A 16539-nucleotide genomic window follows, 5' to 3' on the forward strand; every position below is an offset into this window, starting at 1 on the left:
GTTGATAGGCCGGATCTGGAAGCACCGCAAGGTGTGGAGGTGACCGGTACTAATAGGCCGAGGGCTTGTCCTCAGTTGCTCGCGTCCACTGTGTTAGTTCTGAGACAACGACCGTTGTCGGCTTTGAGCAGAACAGACAAAAGAAAAGTGTGCTTGTTCGCTCGAAACCATTAGGGTTTCGGTGGTTATAGCGTGAGGGAAACGCCCGGTTACATTTCGAACCCGGAAGCTAAGCCTTACAGCGCCGATGGTACTGCAGGGGGGACCCTGTGGGAGAGTAGGACGCCGCCGAACAATCTTTGGAGGACCCCTGGTCCCAGCGTTCAGCTGGGACCAGGGGTCCTTTTGTTTTTACAATGCTTGTGTACCGAAGACAGGAGTCACCGATGTCCACCAACTCTCCCGACGACCGACCGGAGCGCGACCAGCGGCGACGGGACAGTGGTGACCGCGCTGACCGAGGCGGTCAGCGGGGGGACCGTGGAGACCGCGGTGACCGTGGTGGCTTCCGGCGCGACAACGACCGCGGTGGTGACCGTAGCCGCTTCCGGCGTGACGACAGCCGTGGTGGCTTCGGCCGGCGTGACGACCGCCGCGATGATCGGCGTGACGACCGCCGCGACGATCGGCGCGATGACCGCCGTGAAGGTGACCGCGGACCCCGTCCCCCCTTCCGCCGTGACGACCGGCCGACCGGACCGCGTCGGGACGACCGGGATCGTGAGCGTGGGCTGCGGCGGGACGGCGACCGTCCGTCCTACCGCCGTGACGACCGGCCGAGTGGGCCGCGTCGGGAAGACGACCGTCCGTCCTACCGCCGTGACGACCGGCCGAGTGCGCCGCGTCGGCAGGACGACCGTCCGTCCTACCGTCGCGATGATCGGCCGAGTGGGCCGCGTCGGGAAGACGACCGCGGCGGGTACGGCCGGCGTGACGACAGCCGTGGTGGCTACGGTCGCCGCGACGACCGTCGAGGCGATGACCGGGACCGTGGATTCCGCCGTGACGACCGCCGTGACGACCGCCGTGACGACCGCCGTGACGACCGTCGGGATGATCGGCGTGACGACCGTCGCGATGACCGCCGGGACGATCGTGGTGGCTTCCGGCGTGATGACCGCGACCGCGGCGTCCGGCGGGACGACCGTCGCGACAGTGACCGTGGTGAGCGCGGCGACCGTGGCGATCGCGGTGACCGCGGTGGGTTCAGGCGTGACGACAGCCGTGGCGACGACCGCGGTGGGTTCAGGCGTGACGACAGCCGTGGTGACCGTGGTGGTGACCGCGGTGGGTTCCGGCGGGATGACCGTCGCGACAGTGACCGTGGCGAGCGCGGTGGGTTCCGGGGGCGTGACGACCGTGGTGGCGGTCGTGGGCCGCGTCGGGACGACCGTGGTGGGCGTCCCGGAGGGTTCCGTGGGCGTGACGACCGGCGTGACGATCGACGGGATGACCGGCGAGGCGGCGGAAGGTTCCGTGATGAACGGGATCGCGACCGGGATCGCGAGCCGATCAAGCGGCTGCCCATCCCCGAGGACGTCACGGGCGACGAGATCGACAAGGACGTACGGCAGGAGCTTCAGAGTCTGCCGAAGACGCTCGCGGAGGATGTCGCCAAGAACCTGGTGATGGTCGCGCGGCTCATCGACGAGGACCCCGAGGGTGCCTACGGCTACTCCAAGGTGGCCCTGCGGCTCGCGTCGCGTGTCGCGGCCGTACGAGAGGCGGGCGGGTTCGCCGCGTACGCCAACCAGAAGTACGCGGAGGCGCTCGCCGAGTTCCGGGCTGCCCGGCGGATGACGGGTGGCGTGGAGCTGTGGCCGTTGATGGCCGACTGCGAGCGTGGGCTCGGGCGGCCGGAGAAAGCGCTGGACATGGCCGGGGCTCCCGAGGTGCAGAAGCTCGACAAGGCCGGGCAGGTGGAGATGCGGCTCGTCGCGGCCGGCGCCCGGCGTGACATGGGGCAGTTGGACGCGGCCATCGTGACGCTCCAGAGCCCCGAGCTCGCCTCCAATGCCGTACAGCCGTGGACCGCGCGGCTCAGGTACGCGTACGCGGACGCGCTGCTCGCCGCCGGGCGGCAGGGTGAGGCGCGTGAGTGGTTCGCGAAGGCCGTCGAGGCCGACAAGGACGGCAGCACCGATGCCTCCGACCGGCTCGCGGAGCTGGACGGTGTCGAGTTCGTCGACGCCTTCGACGAGGACGAGAACCACGAGAAGGACGGCGACCTTGTCGGCGGCGACGAGCAGGACGCTCGGGGCGAGGCCGACGAGGATCGCAAGGAGTAGCGGCGACCGGCGGCGTATGACGTGAGGGGCGGGATCCCGGGTAAGGGGTCCCGCCCCTTCGGCGTTCTAGGAGTCCAGTGCGCGCAGTACCAGGCCCGACGCCGGCTTCGGGCCGAACGACGTCGACTTGCGGGGCATGGTGACGCCCTGGCGGGCCAGGTCGCGTACGACGTCCTCGCGGACGGGGTGCATCAGGACGGCCGTACCGCCGTCGCGTTCCGCCTTGTCGACGGTGGCAGCGGTGTCGTGGATGTAGGCGATGCGGGTGGGGTCGTCCTCGGGCACGTGCCAGACGTGGGCGAGGAGAGTGGCGTGCAGGACCGTCGCGTCCAGGGTGCGCCAGGCGTCGGGGCGGTCGGTCGGGATCGTGCGGGCGAGGAGGTCCGCATCCGGCCGGTCGACGAGGTGGAAGGCGCCGTCGCCGGCGAGGAGGTAGGCGTTGCCCGCACAGGCCGCGTCCGCCAGGGTCTCCAGCGCTTCGGCGAGCGGTACTTCGAGGCGGCGGACACGGAAGAGGCCGTCGAGGGCGGCCAGGGCGTCCGGGACCGGTACACCGTGCAGCAGACGGTGGATGGCGCGCACGCGCAGGGGGTAGCGGGCCGTGTCGACCAGGAGGACCAGGCCGTAGTCCCAGGGGCTCGGCGAGGCGTGCTCCGCGCGTAGACGTCGATAGGTCGCCCAGCGGTGGTGGCCGTCGGCGATCAGGGCCTGGCGGCGGGTCAGGTCCGACTGGATGCGGGCCAGGTCGGCGGGGTCGGTGACCGACCACAGGCGGTGGCTGAAGCCGTCCTCGGTGGTGGTCGAGAGGAGCGGCGGGCCCTCGATGGTGCGCTCGATGACGGCGGTCGTGTCGGCCACCGTGCCGTTGCCCCGGTAGGTCAGGAGCAGGGGTTCGAGGTTGGCGGACGTGGCGCGCATCAGGTCCGCTCTGTCGGCGACCACGTGCGGCATGACGTCCTCGTGCGGCAGGACCAGGCCCTCCGAGGGCTCCGACACGCGCAGGGCGCCGATGACGCCGCGTTGCAGCATGCCCTCGCCGTCGCGCTGTTCGTAGACGTAGAGACCGGGGTCGGAGTCGGTGGTCAGTACGCCTTCGGACAGCCAGCGGTGCAGTGTCCGCGCCGCCTGTTCGTTGCGGGCGACCGGCGTGTCGGCCTGGGGCAGGATCAGGCGGACGATGTTGTGCGGGTCCGCGTCCTGGAGATGGTGCAGGCCGTCGGGGCGGACGACGACGTCGTACGGAGGGGATGTCACGGCGGCCAGACTGCCGACCCGGTCGGGGTCGTAGCGAAGTCCTCGGAACGGGGTGAGTTCGAGGCCTCGGCGCGCCGTTGCTTCCGGGTGACCTGCTGTGTTCATCCCGGCATCGTACGGGTGTCGGTGGCATGGGGGATGATCGGGGGAAAGCCGTCGAACGAGGAGCGATGCCAAATGAGCCAGAGCGTCAGGACGAGGCCCTCGGGCAGTGGCCGGGCCCTGAGCCAGGCGTACGACACGGCGCTGCTCGACCTCGACGGAGTGGTGTACGCGGGCGGGAACGCGATCGCGTACGCCGTCGATTCGCTGGAGGCGGCGAGAACGGACGGGATGCATCTCGCGTATGTCACGAACAACGCATTGCGGACGCCGGACGTCGTGGCGGCGCATCTGACGGCGCTGGGGATACCCACGGGCGCGGACGACGTGATCACGTCGGCGCAGGCGGCCGCGCGGCTGATCAGCGAGCAGGTGCCGGAGGGTGCCCGGGTGCTGGTCATCGGCGGGGAGGGGCTGCGGGTGGCGCTGCGTGAGCGCGGCCTTGAGCCGGTCGAGTCGGCGGACGACGAACCGGCGGCCGTGGTGCAGGGGTACGGCGGGCCGGAGCTGGTGTGGGGGCGGTTCGCCGAGGCGTGTTACGCCATCGCGCGCGGGGTGCCCTGGTTCGCGTCCAACACCGACCTGACGATTCCCGGCGCCCGCGGGATCGGGCCGGGCAACGGCGCGGCGGTGGAGGTCGTACGCATCGCCACCGGTGCCGAGCCGCAAGTGGCGGGCAAGCCGTTGCCTCCCATGCACCGCGAGACGATCCTGCGTACCGGCGCCGAGCGGCCGCTGGTGGTCGGGGACCGGCTGGACACGGACATCGAGGGCGCGTTCAACGGGGAGGTCGACTCGTTGCTCGTCCTGACCGGGGTGACCGACGGCGCCCAGTTGCTCGCCGCGCCGCCGCAGCACCGGCCGACATACGTGGACGCCGATCTGCGGGGGCTGCTCACGGGGCAACCGGAGGTCACCGAGCAGGGTGAGGGCTTCCGGTGCGGTGGCTGGACGGCGACCGCGCGGGGAGAGCGGCTGGAACTCGACGGTGACGGGGCGGCCTTGGACGGCCTGCGGGCGCTGTGCGCGGCGGCCTGGACGGCGGCCGGGGACGGTTCGTGCGCCCTGGACTCGGGGAAGGCGCTGGCGCGGCTGGGTTGGTGAGTCGTCGCACGGCGGCGGTGTGAGGGAGCGCATGCAGCGGGATCGTGGCTGAATGGGAGGGTAGGCTAACCTAACTGCGTGTTGGTTGACAGTCCTCCCGAACAGCGCGCGGAGTCCGTGTCCGCGCCGCCAACCCGACGGGCGATACGTGCCGTTGGGTTGCTCGTCTCTGTCCTGATCCTGCTGGCCGTCGCGTCGGCCAGCATCGCGATCGGGGCGAAACAACTGTCGCTGGGGGAGGTCTGGCACGGGCTCTTCGAGAGTTCGGGCACCTACGGCGACGTCGTGGTCGACGACCGGATCTCGCGCACCGTCCTCGGACTGCTCGCCGGCGCCGCGCTCGGCCTGGCCGGAGCCGTGCTCCAGGCGCTCACCCGCAACCCGCTCGCCGACCCCGGCCTGCTCGGCATCAACGCGGGCGCGTCCGCCGCGGTCGTCACCGCCATCACCTTCTTCGGCGTCACCAGCCTGAACGTCTACGTCTGGTTCGCCTTCCTCGGCGCTGCCGCGGTCGGGGCGGTGGTCTGGTTCCTCGGCGGCAGCCGGGGCGCCACACCGGTCCGGCTCGCGCTGGCCGGTACGGCGATCAGCGCCGCGCTCTACGGCTATCTCCAGGCCGTGATGATCATGGACGACGCGGCCCTGAACAGGATGCGCTTCTGGACGGTCGGTTCGCTGACCTCGGCGACGGACTCCACCATCGAGCAGGTGCTGCCGTTCCTCGTGGCCGGCATGGTCCTCGCGCTCGCTCTCGCCCGGCCGCTCAACGCCATGGAGATGGGCGACGACACCGCCAAGGCCCTCGGCGCCAACCTGAACCGCACCCGGGTGCTGTCGATGCTCGCGGCCACCGTGCTGTGCGGTGCCGCGACCGCGGCGTGCGGGCCGATCGTGTTCGTCGGCCTGATGGTGCCGCACGTCGTGCGCTCCTTCACCGGGCCCGACCTGCGCTGGATCCTGCCGTACGCGGCCGTCCTGTCGCCGGTGCTGCTGCTCGGCGCCGACATCATCGGCCGGATCGTCGCCCGGCCCTCCGAGCTCCAGGTCGGCATCGTCACCGCGATTCTCGGCGGACCGGTCTTCATCTTTCTCGTACGACGGCGGAGGACGGCCCAGTTGTGAGGACCGCAGTGAAGAGCGAACCGACGACCGCGGCGCCGGACGCGGCGAAGTCCGGCGGCGACAACCGCGCCGTACGTACCCCGGGCGGGCTCTCCGTACGGCTGGAAGTGCGGGCGCTGAACGTCGTCCTGCTGTTGGTGCTGGCAGGGCTCACCGCGAGCGTGCTGCTGATCGGCACCGGCGACTTCCCGATCGGGGCCGGTGACGTCCTCAGGACGCTGTTCGGCGAGGGCAACGCCGGGCAGGAGTTCATCGTCAACGAGCTGCGGCTGCCGCGCGTGCTGGTCGGGCTCCTGGTCGGGGCCTCGCTCGGCCTCGGCGGCGCGCTGTTCCAGGCTTTGTCCCGCAACCCGCTGGGCAGCCCGGACATCCTCGGTCTCGGGCAGGGCGCCACGGCCGGCGCGCTCGTGGTGATCGTGCTGTTCTCCGGGAGTGCGGGGCAGGTCACCGTGGGCGCGCTCGTGGGCGGGCTGGCGACCGGTCTCGCCATCTATCTGCTCGCCTGGAAGCGGGGTGTGCACGGCTATCGACTGGTCCTGGTCGGTATCGGCATGTCCGCGATCATGACGGCGGTCAACGGCTATCTGCTGACCAAGGCCGACCTGGTCGACGCGGCCCGTGCGGTCGTGTGGATGACCGGGTCCCTCAGCGGCCGTGACTGGGCCCAGGTCTGGCCGCTGCTCGCGCTGTGCGCCGTCCTCGTGCCGCTCGTCCTCGCCAACGCGCGCGGGCTCAGGATGATGGAGATGGGCGACGACGTGTCGTACGCCCTCGGGGTGCGCGTCGAGCGCGTACGGCTGCTGCTGATGCTGGCCGCCGTGCTGCTCACCGCGGCCGCCACGGCCGCCGCCGGTCCCGTCAGCTTCGTGGCGCTCACCGCCCCGCAGCTCGCCCGGCGTCTGACCCGCTCGCCCGGGCCGAACCTGCTGCCCTCCCTGTGCATGGGCGCCGCCCTCCTCGTCGCCGCCGACTGGATCTCCCAGCGGGTCTTCGGCGCCGACCAGATGCCGGTGGGCGTGGTCACGGGCGTGCTCGGCGGCGTGTATCTGCTGTGGCTGCTGGTCACCGAGCGCAAGGCGGGCCGGATATGAGCGCCGGCGACAGCAAGAGCGGCAAGAGCGGCAAGAGCGGCAAGAGCAGCAAGAGCAGCAAGAGCAGTTACAGCCTCAGCAGCGGGCCGAACAACGGGCTGAACAACCGAAGGAGCACTGTGAACCGCCTGTCCGCCGACAACGTCACCCTCGCCTACGACCAGCGGGTCATCGCCGAGAAGCTGTCGGTGGAGATACCCGACAACTCCTTCACCGTGATCGTCGGCCCGAACGCGTGCGGCAAGTCCACGCTGCTGCGGGCGCTGTCGCGGATGCTCAAGCCCAGCCAGGGCCGGGTGCTCCTCGACGGCCAGGTCATCCAGTCCATGCCGGCGAAGAAGGTCGCGCGCACCCTGGGACTGCTGCCGCAGTCCTCGATCGCGCCCGACGGGATCACCGTCGCCGACCTGGTGGGCCGCGGCCGGTACCCGCACCAGGGGATCCTGCGCCAGTGGTCGACCGAGGACGAGCGGGTCGTACAGGAGTCGATGGAGCAGACCGGTGTCGCCGAGCTCGCGGATCGCTATGTCGACGAACTGTCCGGCGGTCAGCGGCAGCGTGTGTGGATCGCGATGGCGCTGGCCCAGCAGACGCCGTTGCTGCTGCTCGACGAGCCGACGACCTACCTCGACATCCAGCACCAGATCGACGTCCTCGACCTGTGCGCCCAGTTGCACGAGGAACAGGGGCGCACGCTCGTCGCCGTGCTGCACGACCTCAACCACGCCGCCCGCTACGCCACCCACCTCATCGCCCTGCGCGGCGGGTCCGTCATCGCCGAGGGCGCGCCCAACGACATCGTCACCGCGGAGCTGGTCGAGGAGGTCTTCGGGCTGCGCTGTCAGGTCATCGACGACCCGGAGACCGGGACGCCGCTGGTGGTGCCGGCGGCGCGCAAGGCACGCGTCAGGGACAAGGCCGAGGTCGAGAAGGTGGCGGCTACAGAAGCTTCCTGAGCAGGAGCAGGTCGCGCACTCCCGCGTGCAGTCTCACCCGGCCCGCGCCCCAGGCCTTGGCGAAGTTCAGCTCACCGGCGACCAGCAGGACCAGATCGTCGCCGGTCATGCTCAGCCTGATCTGGGCCTTCTCACGGGGTGGGCCCTGGAGCGTGTCGTGGACGTGGATCCGGCCGCCCGCCATGCGGCCGGCGAAGGTGACGTCCAGGTCGGTGATGTGGCAGCTCACCGAGCGATCCAGGGCCGCGGCCGAGCGGGCGTCCCCTTCGGCGCGCTGCATGTTGTCCGAGAGCTTTTCGAGTGCGGCGCGGCACTCCTCAATCGTGGCCATCGCGATCGACGGTACCCCAGCGGTTCGGGGTAGCGTCTGGGCATGAGCGACACGGTTCCGGAGACTCAGATCCCGGCGGCGCAGGCCGAGGCGGAGACCACGGCCGAGGACGCGGTCGAGCTCGCGGTCGAACCCGAGTACGACCCCGCGGCCCCCGCCCCGCTGAACGTCCCCCGCGTCCCCACCGGCGACGCCGACGTCGACGCCCAGCTCGAGCGCCTCGGTGACGCCGACCACCTCGCCACCGACGGGCACCTGGAGGTGTACGAGGATGTACACCGGGGGCTGCGTGACGCGCTGACCGCGCTCGACGCCCGCCCGGGACCTCCGGCGCCCCCGTCGATGCCTGGGATGAGGAGCTGAACCGAACGTGGCAGGAGTCGCACGCCGCCGTCTTGACGCGGAGCTGGTCCGCCGGAAGCTCGCGCGGTCGCGTGAGCACGCCAGCCAGCTCATCGCCGCCGGACGGGTGACCGTCGGCAAGACCGTCGCGACCAAGCCGGCCACCCAGGTGGAGACCGCGGCGGCGATCGTCGTCCAGACCGACGACGGCGATCCCGAGTACGTCTCGCGCGGCGGGCACAAGCTCGCGGGCGCGCTGGAGGTCTTCGTGCCCCAGGGGCTCGCGGTGCGGGGGCGGCGGGCGCTGGACGCCGGCGCGTCCACCGGAGGCTTCACCGATGTGCTGCTGCGGGCCGGAGCCGCGCACGTCGTCGCCGTCGACGTCGGATACGGACAACTCGCCTGGACTCTCCAAAGCGATGAACGCGTCACCGTCAAGGACCGTACGAACGTACGCGAGTTGACGCTCGAAGCGATCGATGGGGAACCAGTGGATCTTGTCGTGGGGGATCTGTCCTTCATCCCGCTCGGCCTGGTGCTGCCCGCCCTGGTGCGGTGCGTGAAGCCGGACGCCGATCTGGTGATGATGGTGAAACCGCAGTTCGAGGTGGGGAAGGAACGGCTGGGCAGCGGGGGAGTCGTACGGAGTCCGCAACTGCGGGCGGAGGCCGTGCGCGGTGTCGCCGAGAAGGCGTGGGATCTCGGGCTCGGGGTGAACGGGGTCACGGCGAGTCCGTTGCCCGGACCCTCCGGGAATGTCGAGTACTTTCTGTGGCTGCGTGCCGGGGCGCCCGCTCTGGACCCGGCCGACGTTGACCGAGCAGTGGCGGAGGGGCCGCGTTGATGCAGAACTCAGCTCGTACTGTTTTTCTCCTCGCCCACACAGGGCGGCCGGCGGCCATTCGCAGCGCCGAACTGGTGGTCAAGGGACTGCTGCGGTCGGGGATCGGCGTGCGGGTGCTGTCGGCGGAGGCGCAGGACCTGCCCCTGCCGGACGAGGTGGAACTCGTCAAGGAGGCGACCCCGCAGTGCCTCGACGGGTGCGAGCTGCTCATCGTGCTCGGCGGCGACGGGACGCTGCTGCGCGGCGCCGAGTTCGCCCGGGCGTCCGGGGTGCCGATGCTGGGCGTCAACCTCGGGCGGGTCGGGTTCCTCGCGGAGGCCGAGCGGGACGATCTCGACAAGGTCGTCGACCGGGTCGTCACCAAGGCGTACGAGGTCGAGGAGCGGATGACCGTCGACGTCGTCGTGCATCAGAACGGCGACATCGTGCACACGGACTGGGCGCTGAACGAAGCGGCCGTGCAGAAGGCCGGCGCCGAGAAGCTGCTGGAGGTCGTGCTGGAGATCGACGGGCGGCCGGTGACGGGGTTCGGGTGCGACGGGATTGTGCTGTCCACGCCGACCGGGTCGACCGCTTATGCCTTCTCCGCGGGCGGGCCCGTGGTGTGGCCCGAGGTCGAGGCGTTGTTGATGGTGCCGATCTCGGCGCATGCGCTGTTCGCCAAGCCGCTCGTGACCTCGCCGGACTCTGTGCTTGCCGTGGAGGTGCTGCCGCACATCCCGCCGGGGGTGTTGTGGTGTGACGGGCGGCGGACCGTGGAGTTGCCGCCGGGGGCGCGGGTGGAGGTGCGGCGGGGGGCTGTGCCGGTGCGGTTGGCTCGGCTGCATCATGCGTCGTTCACTGACCGGCTTGTGGCGAAGTTCGCGTTGCCGGTTTCCGGGTGGCGAGGTGCGCCGCATTAGCCCGTTCGCCGTGATGTGAGGGGCGCGTCGGGCGGCTGCGGGCCGGATGTGGCTGGTCGCGCAGTTCCCCGCGCCCCTGAGGCGTGACACTCGCCTGGGTGACAATGTGCGGCCGATACCCATTCGTCACCTGCACCTTCACATCACGGACCCGGGGGCCGTCGCACTTCCCCGTGCCGACCTCGTAAGGTCGTGTCCGTGTTGGAGGAGATGCGGATACGGTCGCTCGGAGTCATCGACGACGCGGTCGTCGAGCTGTCGCCGGGGTTCACTGCCGTGACGGGCGAGACGGGTGCGGGCAAGACCATGGTGGTCACCAGCCTGGGGCTGTTGCTCGGCGGGCGGGCGGACCCGGCGCTCGTGCGGATCGGGGCCGAGAAAGCGGTCGTGGAGGGGCGGATCACCGTCCCCGCGGGCACGTCGGCCGTCGTACGGGCCGAGGAGGCGGGGGCCGAGCTCGACGACGGTGCGTTGCTCATCAGCCGTACCGTTTCCGCCGAAGGGCGCTCCCGGGCGCATCTGGGCGGGCGCAGCGTGCCCGTGGGGATGCTGGCCGAGCTCGCCGACGAGCTGGTGGCCGTGCACGGGCAGACCGACCAGCAGGGGCTGCTGAAGCTGACGCGGCAGCGGCAGGCGCTCGACCGGTACGCGGGCGACGCCGTCGCCGTGCCGCTCGCCAAGTACGGCGAGGCGTACCGGCGGTTGCGGGCGGTCTCCGTCGAGCTGGAGGAAATCGTCACGCGCGCGCGTGAGCGGGCCCAGGAAGCCGACATGCTGCGGTTCGGGCTCGACGAGATCGCGGGTGTCGAGCCGCGCGCCGGGGAGGACGTGGAGCTCGCGGAGGAGGCCGAGCGGCTCGGGCACGCGGAGGCTCTGTCGTCCGCAGCCACGGCCGCTCACGCCGCTCTCGCAGGCAACCCGGAGGACCCCGAGGGCATCGACGCGGCCACGCTCGTCGCGGGGGCGCAGCGGGCCCTGGACGCCGTCCGCTCGCACGATCCGGCACTGGCCGCGCTGGCCGACCGGATCGGGGAGATCGGGATCCTGCTGGGCGATGTCGCCGGGGAGCTGGCGGGGTACGCCGACGACCTGGACGCCGACCCGCTGCGGCTCGCGGCCGTCGAGGAGCGGCGGGCCGCACTGAACGCGCTCACGCGCAAGTACGGCGAGAACATCACCGCCGTGCTCGCCTGGGCCGAAGAGGGCAGCTCGCGGCTGACCGAACTGGACAGCGACGACGACCGGATCGGCGAGCTGACCGCCGAGCGCGACGCGCTGCGCGCCGAGCTGGGCGGGCTGGCGCAGGCGCTGACGGACGCGCGCACGGAGGCGGCCGAGCGGTTCGCCGCCGCCGTGACGGCGGAGCTGGCCTCACTCGCCATGCCGCACGCGCGCGTGTCCTTCGCCCTGCGGCAGACCGAGGACCCTGAGGGCGTCGAGGTCGGCGGCCGCGCGGTCGCCTACGGGCCGTCGGGCGTCGACGAGGTCGAGCTGCTGCTCGCCCCGCACCCCGGGGCGCCGCCGCGGCCGATCGCCAAGGGCGCGTCCGGCGGTGAGCTCTCGCGCGTGATGCTGGCCGTCGAGGTCGTGTTCGCGGGGACCGATCCCGTGCCGACGTACCTCTTCGACGAGGTCGACGCCGGCGTCGGCGGCAAGGCGGCCGTGGAGATCGGGCGACGGCTCGCCCGGCTGGCGAAGACCGCGCAGGTCGTCGTCGTGACCCACCTGCCGCAGGTCGCGGCCTTCGCCGACCGGCAGTTGCTCGTCGAGAAGACCAACGACGGGTCGGTCACCCGGTCCGGCGTGAAGGTCCTGGAGGGCGAGGAGCGGGTCCGGGAGCTGTCCCGGATGCTGGCCGGGCAGGAGGACTCGGAGACCGCCAGGGCGCACGCCGAGGAACTGCTGGAGACGGCTCGGGCCGACGGCTAGGGCGTGCCGGGGCCCGCGTGGCCGGCCTGATCCAGAAGGCAGCCCATGGCACGGGTCCCGGCCCGTAGGGTGGCCGGATGATCAGGCAAGCCGTCTCCCTCGGGCTCTCCGTCGCCCTCACCCGCGCCGCCGCCACCGCCCTGCGCGCCAAGGCTCCCGGCGGCCGTGAGCGCTGGGAGCGGAAGAACTACGCGGGGCGGAACGTCGAGTTGTACGCCGGGCCCGCCTCGGCGCTGGCCGCCGCGGTCGGGGCCGGGCGGGTGTCGCCGGCCGCCGGGGTCGCCGTGGCCGTCGCCGGGATCTGCGGGGCGTACGACGACATCGCCGGGGCGGATGACGCGCGACGCGGCTTCCGGGCGCACCTGCGCGCCCTTCGGGACGGCGAAGTCACCAGCGGAGCCGTCAAGTTGTTCGGCATCTCGGCCGCCGGGCTCGTCGCCGGGGCGTTCCTGAAGCGGCGGCCGCTGGACCAACTGCTCGCCGGGGTCGTGATCGCCGGTACCGCGCACTTCGTGAACCTCGTGGACGTACGGCCCGGTCGGGCCGCCGCCTCGGTGCTCGTGCTCGGGGCGCCGGGGCTGCTTCGTGCGGGAGCCGGTGCCGAGCTCGCCGCCACGGCCATGGGGGCCGCCGCGGCCGTACTGCCCGACGACCTCGGTGAGCGGGCGATGATCGGAGACACCGGGGCGCACGCGCTGGGCGCGGCTCTGGGCGCCGCCGTCGTCGCCGGATGGGGGTCCCCCCGCTCGAGCGGAGCCGAGAGTAGGGGAGGCCGCGCCGGACTGGTCGCGCATGCCGCCGCCGTCGTGGCCGCGGCGGTGTACGGGGACAAAGTGAGCGAAACGGCACGGATGTTGGGCGGGACCTGAGACAGGCAGGTCGCGCGAGCTGGACGGTGCGAGCGTCGGACGTGGCGTGATGTGAGCGTCGGCCGGCCGTGGTGAGTGCGCCGTGTGTCGGTCCGCTCCGGTCGTTGAGACATGCGCCACGCGCGCGTGTTCGTGCACAACGGCCACCCCGACTCACTCGTGCAGGTGACTCCTGCCGCCGCGTTGCCCGCCCTCGTCCTCCCGACGGTCCCGGAACGCCCGTGCGTCCTGGCATCCTTGGCGTAAACACGTCGTACGCGAAGGAATCCTCGCGGTACACCCCCTGCGCCCGATCCTTCTGTACTTTCTTCGTGACCGTCCCACCCACAACCAGGAGCCCCGGCCACGTGACCCCCGTGAGCAGCCACTCACCGCACGGCCAGTCGTCGCTGCGCACCGTGCAGGTGCTGGGCGGCGGCAACGCCGGCAGCAGCGCCCACGTGCGATCGCTGGCCTCGGGGCTGGTCGCGCGGGGCGTGCGGGTGACTGTGTGCGCCCCCGTCGAGGCCGATCACGCCTACGACTTCACCGGGGCCGGCGCCGAGCACGTACACGTGCCACGCAGCAGCGACCCCGCCTCCGTGGCCGCGCTGCGGGCGGCCTGCGCGGACGCGGACCTGGTGCATGCGCACGGACTGCACGCCTCCTTCCGCGCGGTGCTGGCGCTGAGCGGGCGGCGCACTCCGCTGGTCGTCACCTGGCACGACCGGGCGCATGCCGAGGGCGCCCGGGCCCATCTCCTGCGGCTGTTGGAACGCCGGGTCGTCAAGGCCGCCTCCGTCGTCCTCGGAACCACCTCGGCGCTGGTCGACCGGGCCCGCCGCACCGGTGCCCGGGACGCGCGGCTCGCCGCAGTCGCGCTGCCCGGCCGCCGCCGCGTCGTCGAGCGGGACGACCCCGACCGGCTGCGGCCCAAGGTGCGTGCCGAACTCGGCGCCACCGGGCGGCCGTTGCTCATCGCGGTCGGCACGCTGGAGCGGCATCGCGGCTACGACGTACTGCTGGACGCCTCGCGCGCCTGGCGGCGGCTGGATCCCGCCCCGTTGGTCGTGATCGCGGGGGAAGGGACGCTGCGGGCCGGGTTGCAGCGCCGTATCGAGGACGAGGAGCTGCCCGTGCGGCTCATCGGGCGGCGCGACGACGTCTCGGAGCTGCTGGCCGCCGCCGACATCGCCCTGCTGTCCAGCAGTTGGGAGTCGCGGTCCGTCCTCGCGCAGGAAGCCCTGCACGCGCGCGTGCCGCTCGTCGCCACCGACGTCGGCGGTATGTCCGAACTCGTCGGCGACGCGGCCGAACTCGTCCCGTACGGCGACCCGGACGCCCTCGCCGAGACCGTCGTACGACTGCTCGGCGACCCCGAGCGGCAGGACCTTCTGCGGGAGCGGGGCGTGCGGCAGGCGGCGACCTGGCCGACCGAGGACGAGACGGTGGCCCAAGTGCTGAGCGTCTACGACGAGTTGACGCAGCCCCGGCCCATGATCTAGCCGGCCGCTAGGCGACGTGCCTTCGGGCCCGCAGCGCCAGGCTCAACGCCAGGACCGTCTGCGGGTCGTCGAGGTCGGTGCCCAGCAACTCGCCGATGCGCGCGAGGCGGTTGTAGAGCGTCTGCCGGTTCAGGTGCAGCTCGCGGGCCGTCTCCGCCTTGCGGCCCGCGTGCGCCAAGTAGGTCTCAAGCGTGGGCAGCAGGGGCGGTCGGGAGCGTTCGTCGTGGTCGCGCAGCGGACCGATCGCGCGGTCCACGAAGGCCGCGAGGTCGGGGTGGTCGCGCAGCCGCCACAACAGCAGGTCGATGTCCAGGCGGCGGGCGTCGTACCAGGGGCGGTCCGCCAGGCCCTGCGCGGCCGTCGCCGTCTCCGCCGCGTGCCTGAGGCTCGCCGAGGCGGCCGCCCAGCCGCCCGCGACGCCGACCACCACGACCGGCGGCCGAGCCCCCGGCCGCTGGATCCCGGCCCGCTCCACGCCGGCCCGCAGCGCCGCCGCCACCTTGTCCGCCACCGAAGAGCGCTCCGCCTCCGAGCGCAGGCCCAGCAGCAGCGGCACCCGGCCCTCCACCGGCCGCACGCCCAGCAGCACCGGCACCCCCACCGAGGCCAGCTCCTCGCCGACCGCGCGTGCCAGGACCGCCCAGCCGCCGCCGGGGGAGAGACCGTCGCCGAGCCGCATCACGACCGGCAGCAGCGGGCCGTCACCCGGCTTGAAGCCCAGGACGCGCGCCTGTGCCGGGGCGTCCGCGGCGGCGACACGGCCCTCCGCGAGGTCGGTCAGGAAATCGCCCCGCCCGCGTGCCGCCAGCTCCTCCTCCTGACGGGCCTGCATCAGCACCACGGCGAGGATGCCCGCGGCCCGTTCGGCGGCCATCCGGTGCACGGGCGCCAGCGGGCCCAGCACCGGCAGCAGGACGATACGGCCCCGGACCGACCCGGCCCCCTGGCCGCCGCCCGGCACGTCCACCAGCACCGAACCGGTGGACGGCGGCGCGTCCTTGTGCTGACCCCGCAGCCCCTCCCACACCTGCAACGGGTCCGCGCCCTCGGGGCCCGCGCCGGCCGCGTACAGCAGCCGTCCGTCCGTCGCCTCCAGGAAGACCGGGTTGCCGCTGAAGTCCGCGAGGATGCCCAGTACTTGGGGCACCCCGCCGCCGCCGAGCAGGGCCTCGGTGCAGCGGCGGTGCACCTCCTCCGCCCGTTGCAGCAGCGCGTAGTGGCCGTTGACGATCTCGGTGTGGATCTCCTCGGTGACCGTCACGAAGGGGACCTGGCGATGGAGCTGGACGAGCGGGAGGCCGGCCGAGCGCGCCGTGTCGACCAGGGCGGCGGGCAGCCGGGTGAAGCGGGTGCCGAGCTCGATGACCAGGGCCGCGATGCCGCGCTCCGCCAGGGTGCGCACGAAGGCGCGCTGGTCGGCCGGGCGGGTACCGAGGCCGTAACCCGTGGTCAGCAGCAGTTCCCCGCCCTTGAGCAGGGAGGCGATGTTGGGCACCTCGCCGGCGTGCACCCAGCGCACGGTCCGCCCCAGCCGGTCGGCGCCCGCGAGGATCTCGGGCAGCCCACTGCGCAGACCGGGCAGCTCCAGCGCCCGCCGGACGGTGATCCCGGCGGCGTGGGTGTCGAATCCGCTGTTCGTCCCGCTGTCCATAGGCGGACGCTACCTGTGCGGATGGCCTCCTGACATCTCCGAAGACGTTCATGGGGCGGGGCTACGCGGCGCCGGACCGGGTAGCCGCGTCGGCATGGACTACAGCGTTGTCGCCGTGGCACGGGAGGACGACAGCGCGGTCGAGGAGCCGTTGCGGTTGGCGGCGGTCGCTGATCGGCTCGGGTATCGCGAGGTGTGGGCGGGGGAGGGGCCGACCTGGGACTCCTTCGTCCTCGCCGCCGCGATCGGGCGGGCCACCGAGCGGGTCGC

15 protein-coding genes, 1 rRNA gene and 1 pseudogene are annotated in these 16539 nt (G+C 72.3%); 14 read left to right on the forward strand and 3 right to left on the reverse strand.

All coding sequences use genetic code 11. The features are described 5' to 3' along the window. The first annotated feature begins 177 nt into the window (after positions 1-177). From rrf to ACZ69Q_RS38345, 4 genes and pseudogenes are all read left to right on the forward strand, one after another. Positions 178-294 (forward strand): 5S ribosomal RNA (gene rrf, locus ACZ69Q_RS38330). 113 nt (positions 295-407) lie between these two features. Continuing rightward, positions 408-947 (forward strand): annotated as a pseudogene (locus ACZ69Q_RS38335) (DEAD/DEAH box helicase); the annotation flags it as partial. Next, complete coding sequence (locus ACZ69Q_RS38340) at positions 835-1629, forward strand: hypothetical protein (RefSeq protein WP_471052055.1); 795 nt, start codon at positions 835-837, stop codon at positions 1627-1629. The pseudogene ACZ69Q_RS38335 and the gene ACZ69Q_RS38340, both read left to right, overlap by 113 nt. Then, on the forward strand, positions 1521-2288 hold the full coding sequence (locus ACZ69Q_RS38345; protein ID WP_471052057.1) for a tetratricopeptide repeat protein: 768 nt from the start codon (positions 1521-1523) through the stop codon (positions 2286-2288). The genes ACZ69Q_RS38340 and ACZ69Q_RS38345 overlap by 109 nt, the downstream gene beginning before the upstream one ends. A gap of 66 nt (positions 2289-2354) precedes the next feature. Here ACZ69Q_RS38345 and ACZ69Q_RS38350 read toward each other — a convergent pair whose 3' ends face one another. Beyond that, on the reverse strand, positions 2355-3647 hold the full coding sequence (locus ACZ69Q_RS38350) for a DUF1015 domain-containing protein (RefSeq protein ID WP_471051508.1): 1293 nt from the start codon (positions 3645-3647) through the stop codon (positions 2355-2357). A 72-nt stretch (positions 3648-3719) separates the two neighbouring features. Between ACZ69Q_RS38350 and ACZ69Q_RS38355 the strand changes: the two genes are divergently transcribed. The 4 genes from ACZ69Q_RS38355 (at position 3720) to ACZ69Q_RS38370 (ending at position 7917) form a co-directional block, all read left to right on the forward strand. Continuing rightward, positions 3720-4748: an HAD hydrolase-like protein gene (locus tag ACZ69Q_RS38355; RefSeq protein WP_471051511.1), complete on the forward strand. Its 1029-nt coding sequence runs from the start codon at positions 3720-3722 to the stop codon at positions 4746-4748. A gap of 78 nt (positions 4749-4826) precedes the next feature. Continuing rightward, positions 4827-5870, forward strand: a complete 1044-nt coding sequence (locus ACZ69Q_RS38360; RefSeq protein WP_471051514.1) for a FecCD family ABC transporter permease — start codon at positions 4827-4829, stop codon at positions 5868-5870. 8 nt (positions 5871-5878) lie between these two features. Then, positions 5879-6961 (forward strand): FecCD family ABC transporter permease, encoded by a 1083-nt coding sequence (locus tag ACZ69Q_RS38365; RefSeq protein WP_471052059.1) that lies wholly within the window; start codon positions 5879-5881, stop codon positions 6959-6961. Next, entirely contained in the window at positions 6958-7917 is a 960-nt protein-coding gene (locus tag ACZ69Q_RS38370; RefSeq protein WP_471051517.1) for an ABC transporter ATP-binding protein, read from the forward strand. The genes ACZ69Q_RS38365 and ACZ69Q_RS38370 overlap by 4 nt, the downstream gene beginning before the upstream one ends. Here the strand turns inward: ACZ69Q_RS38370 and ACZ69Q_RS38375 are convergent. Next, complete coding sequence (locus ACZ69Q_RS38375; RefSeq protein WP_471051519.1) at positions 7901-8248, reverse strand: sterol-binding protein; 348 nt, start codon at positions 8246-8248, stop codon at positions 7901-7903. The two genes, ACZ69Q_RS38370 and ACZ69Q_RS38375, sit on opposite strands and share 17 nt — an antisense overlap. 42 nt (positions 8249-8290) lie before the next feature. Here ACZ69Q_RS38375 and ACZ69Q_RS38380 point away from each other — a divergent pair, with 42 nt between their 5' ends. The 6 genes from ACZ69Q_RS38380 to ACZ69Q_RS38405 all read left to right on the forward strand — a co-directional run bounded on the left by ACZ69Q_RS38380 (position 8291) and on the right by ACZ69Q_RS38405 (position 14618). Next, the gene (locus ACZ69Q_RS38380) at positions 8291-8611 is read left to right on the forward strand and encodes a hypothetical protein (protein ID WP_471051522.1); all 321 of its coding nucleotides are present in this window, start codon (positions 8291-8293) and stop codon (positions 8609-8611) included. 7 nt (positions 8612-8618) lie between these two features. After that, on the forward strand, positions 8619-9434 hold the full coding sequence (locus tag ACZ69Q_RS38385) for a TlyA family RNA methyltransferase (protein ID WP_471051524.1): 816 nt from the start codon (positions 8619-8621) through the stop codon (positions 9432-9434). Beyond that, positions 9431-10336, forward strand: coding sequence for an NAD kinase (locus ACZ69Q_RS38390; protein WP_093745506.1), 906 nt, complete (start codon positions 9431-9433; stop codon positions 10334-10336). The genes ACZ69Q_RS38385 and ACZ69Q_RS38390 overlap by 4 nt, the downstream gene beginning before the upstream one ends. A gap of 210 nt (positions 10337-10546) precedes the next feature. Next, positions 10547-12265, forward strand: a complete 1719-nt coding sequence (gene recN / locus ACZ69Q_RS38395; RefSeq protein WP_471052062.1) for a DNA repair protein RecN — start codon at positions 10547-10549, stop codon at positions 12263-12265. Between the two features lie 77 nt (positions 12266-12342). Beyond that, positions 12343-13134 (forward strand): hypothetical protein, encoded by a 792-nt coding sequence (locus tag ACZ69Q_RS38400; protein WP_471051528.1) that lies wholly within the window; start codon positions 12343-12345, stop codon positions 13132-13134. 347 nt (positions 13135-13481) lie between these two features. Further along, positions 13482-14618, forward strand: coding sequence for a glycosyltransferase family 4 protein (locus tag ACZ69Q_RS38405; RefSeq protein ID WP_471051531.1), 1137 nt, complete (start codon positions 13482-13484; stop codon positions 14616-14618). A 7-nt stretch (positions 14619-14625) separates the two neighbouring features. Here ACZ69Q_RS38405 and ACZ69Q_RS38410 read toward each other — a convergent pair whose 3' ends face one another. After that, the gene (locus ACZ69Q_RS38410) at positions 14626-16269 is read right to left on the reverse strand and encodes a PucR family transcriptional regulator (RefSeq protein WP_471051534.1); all 1644 of its coding nucleotides are present in this window, start codon (positions 16267-16269) and stop codon (positions 14626-14628) included. Positions 16270-16539: the final 270 nt, after the last annotated feature.

The sequence above is a fragment of the Streptomyces sp. NPDC036764 genome (assembly GCF_055609385.1).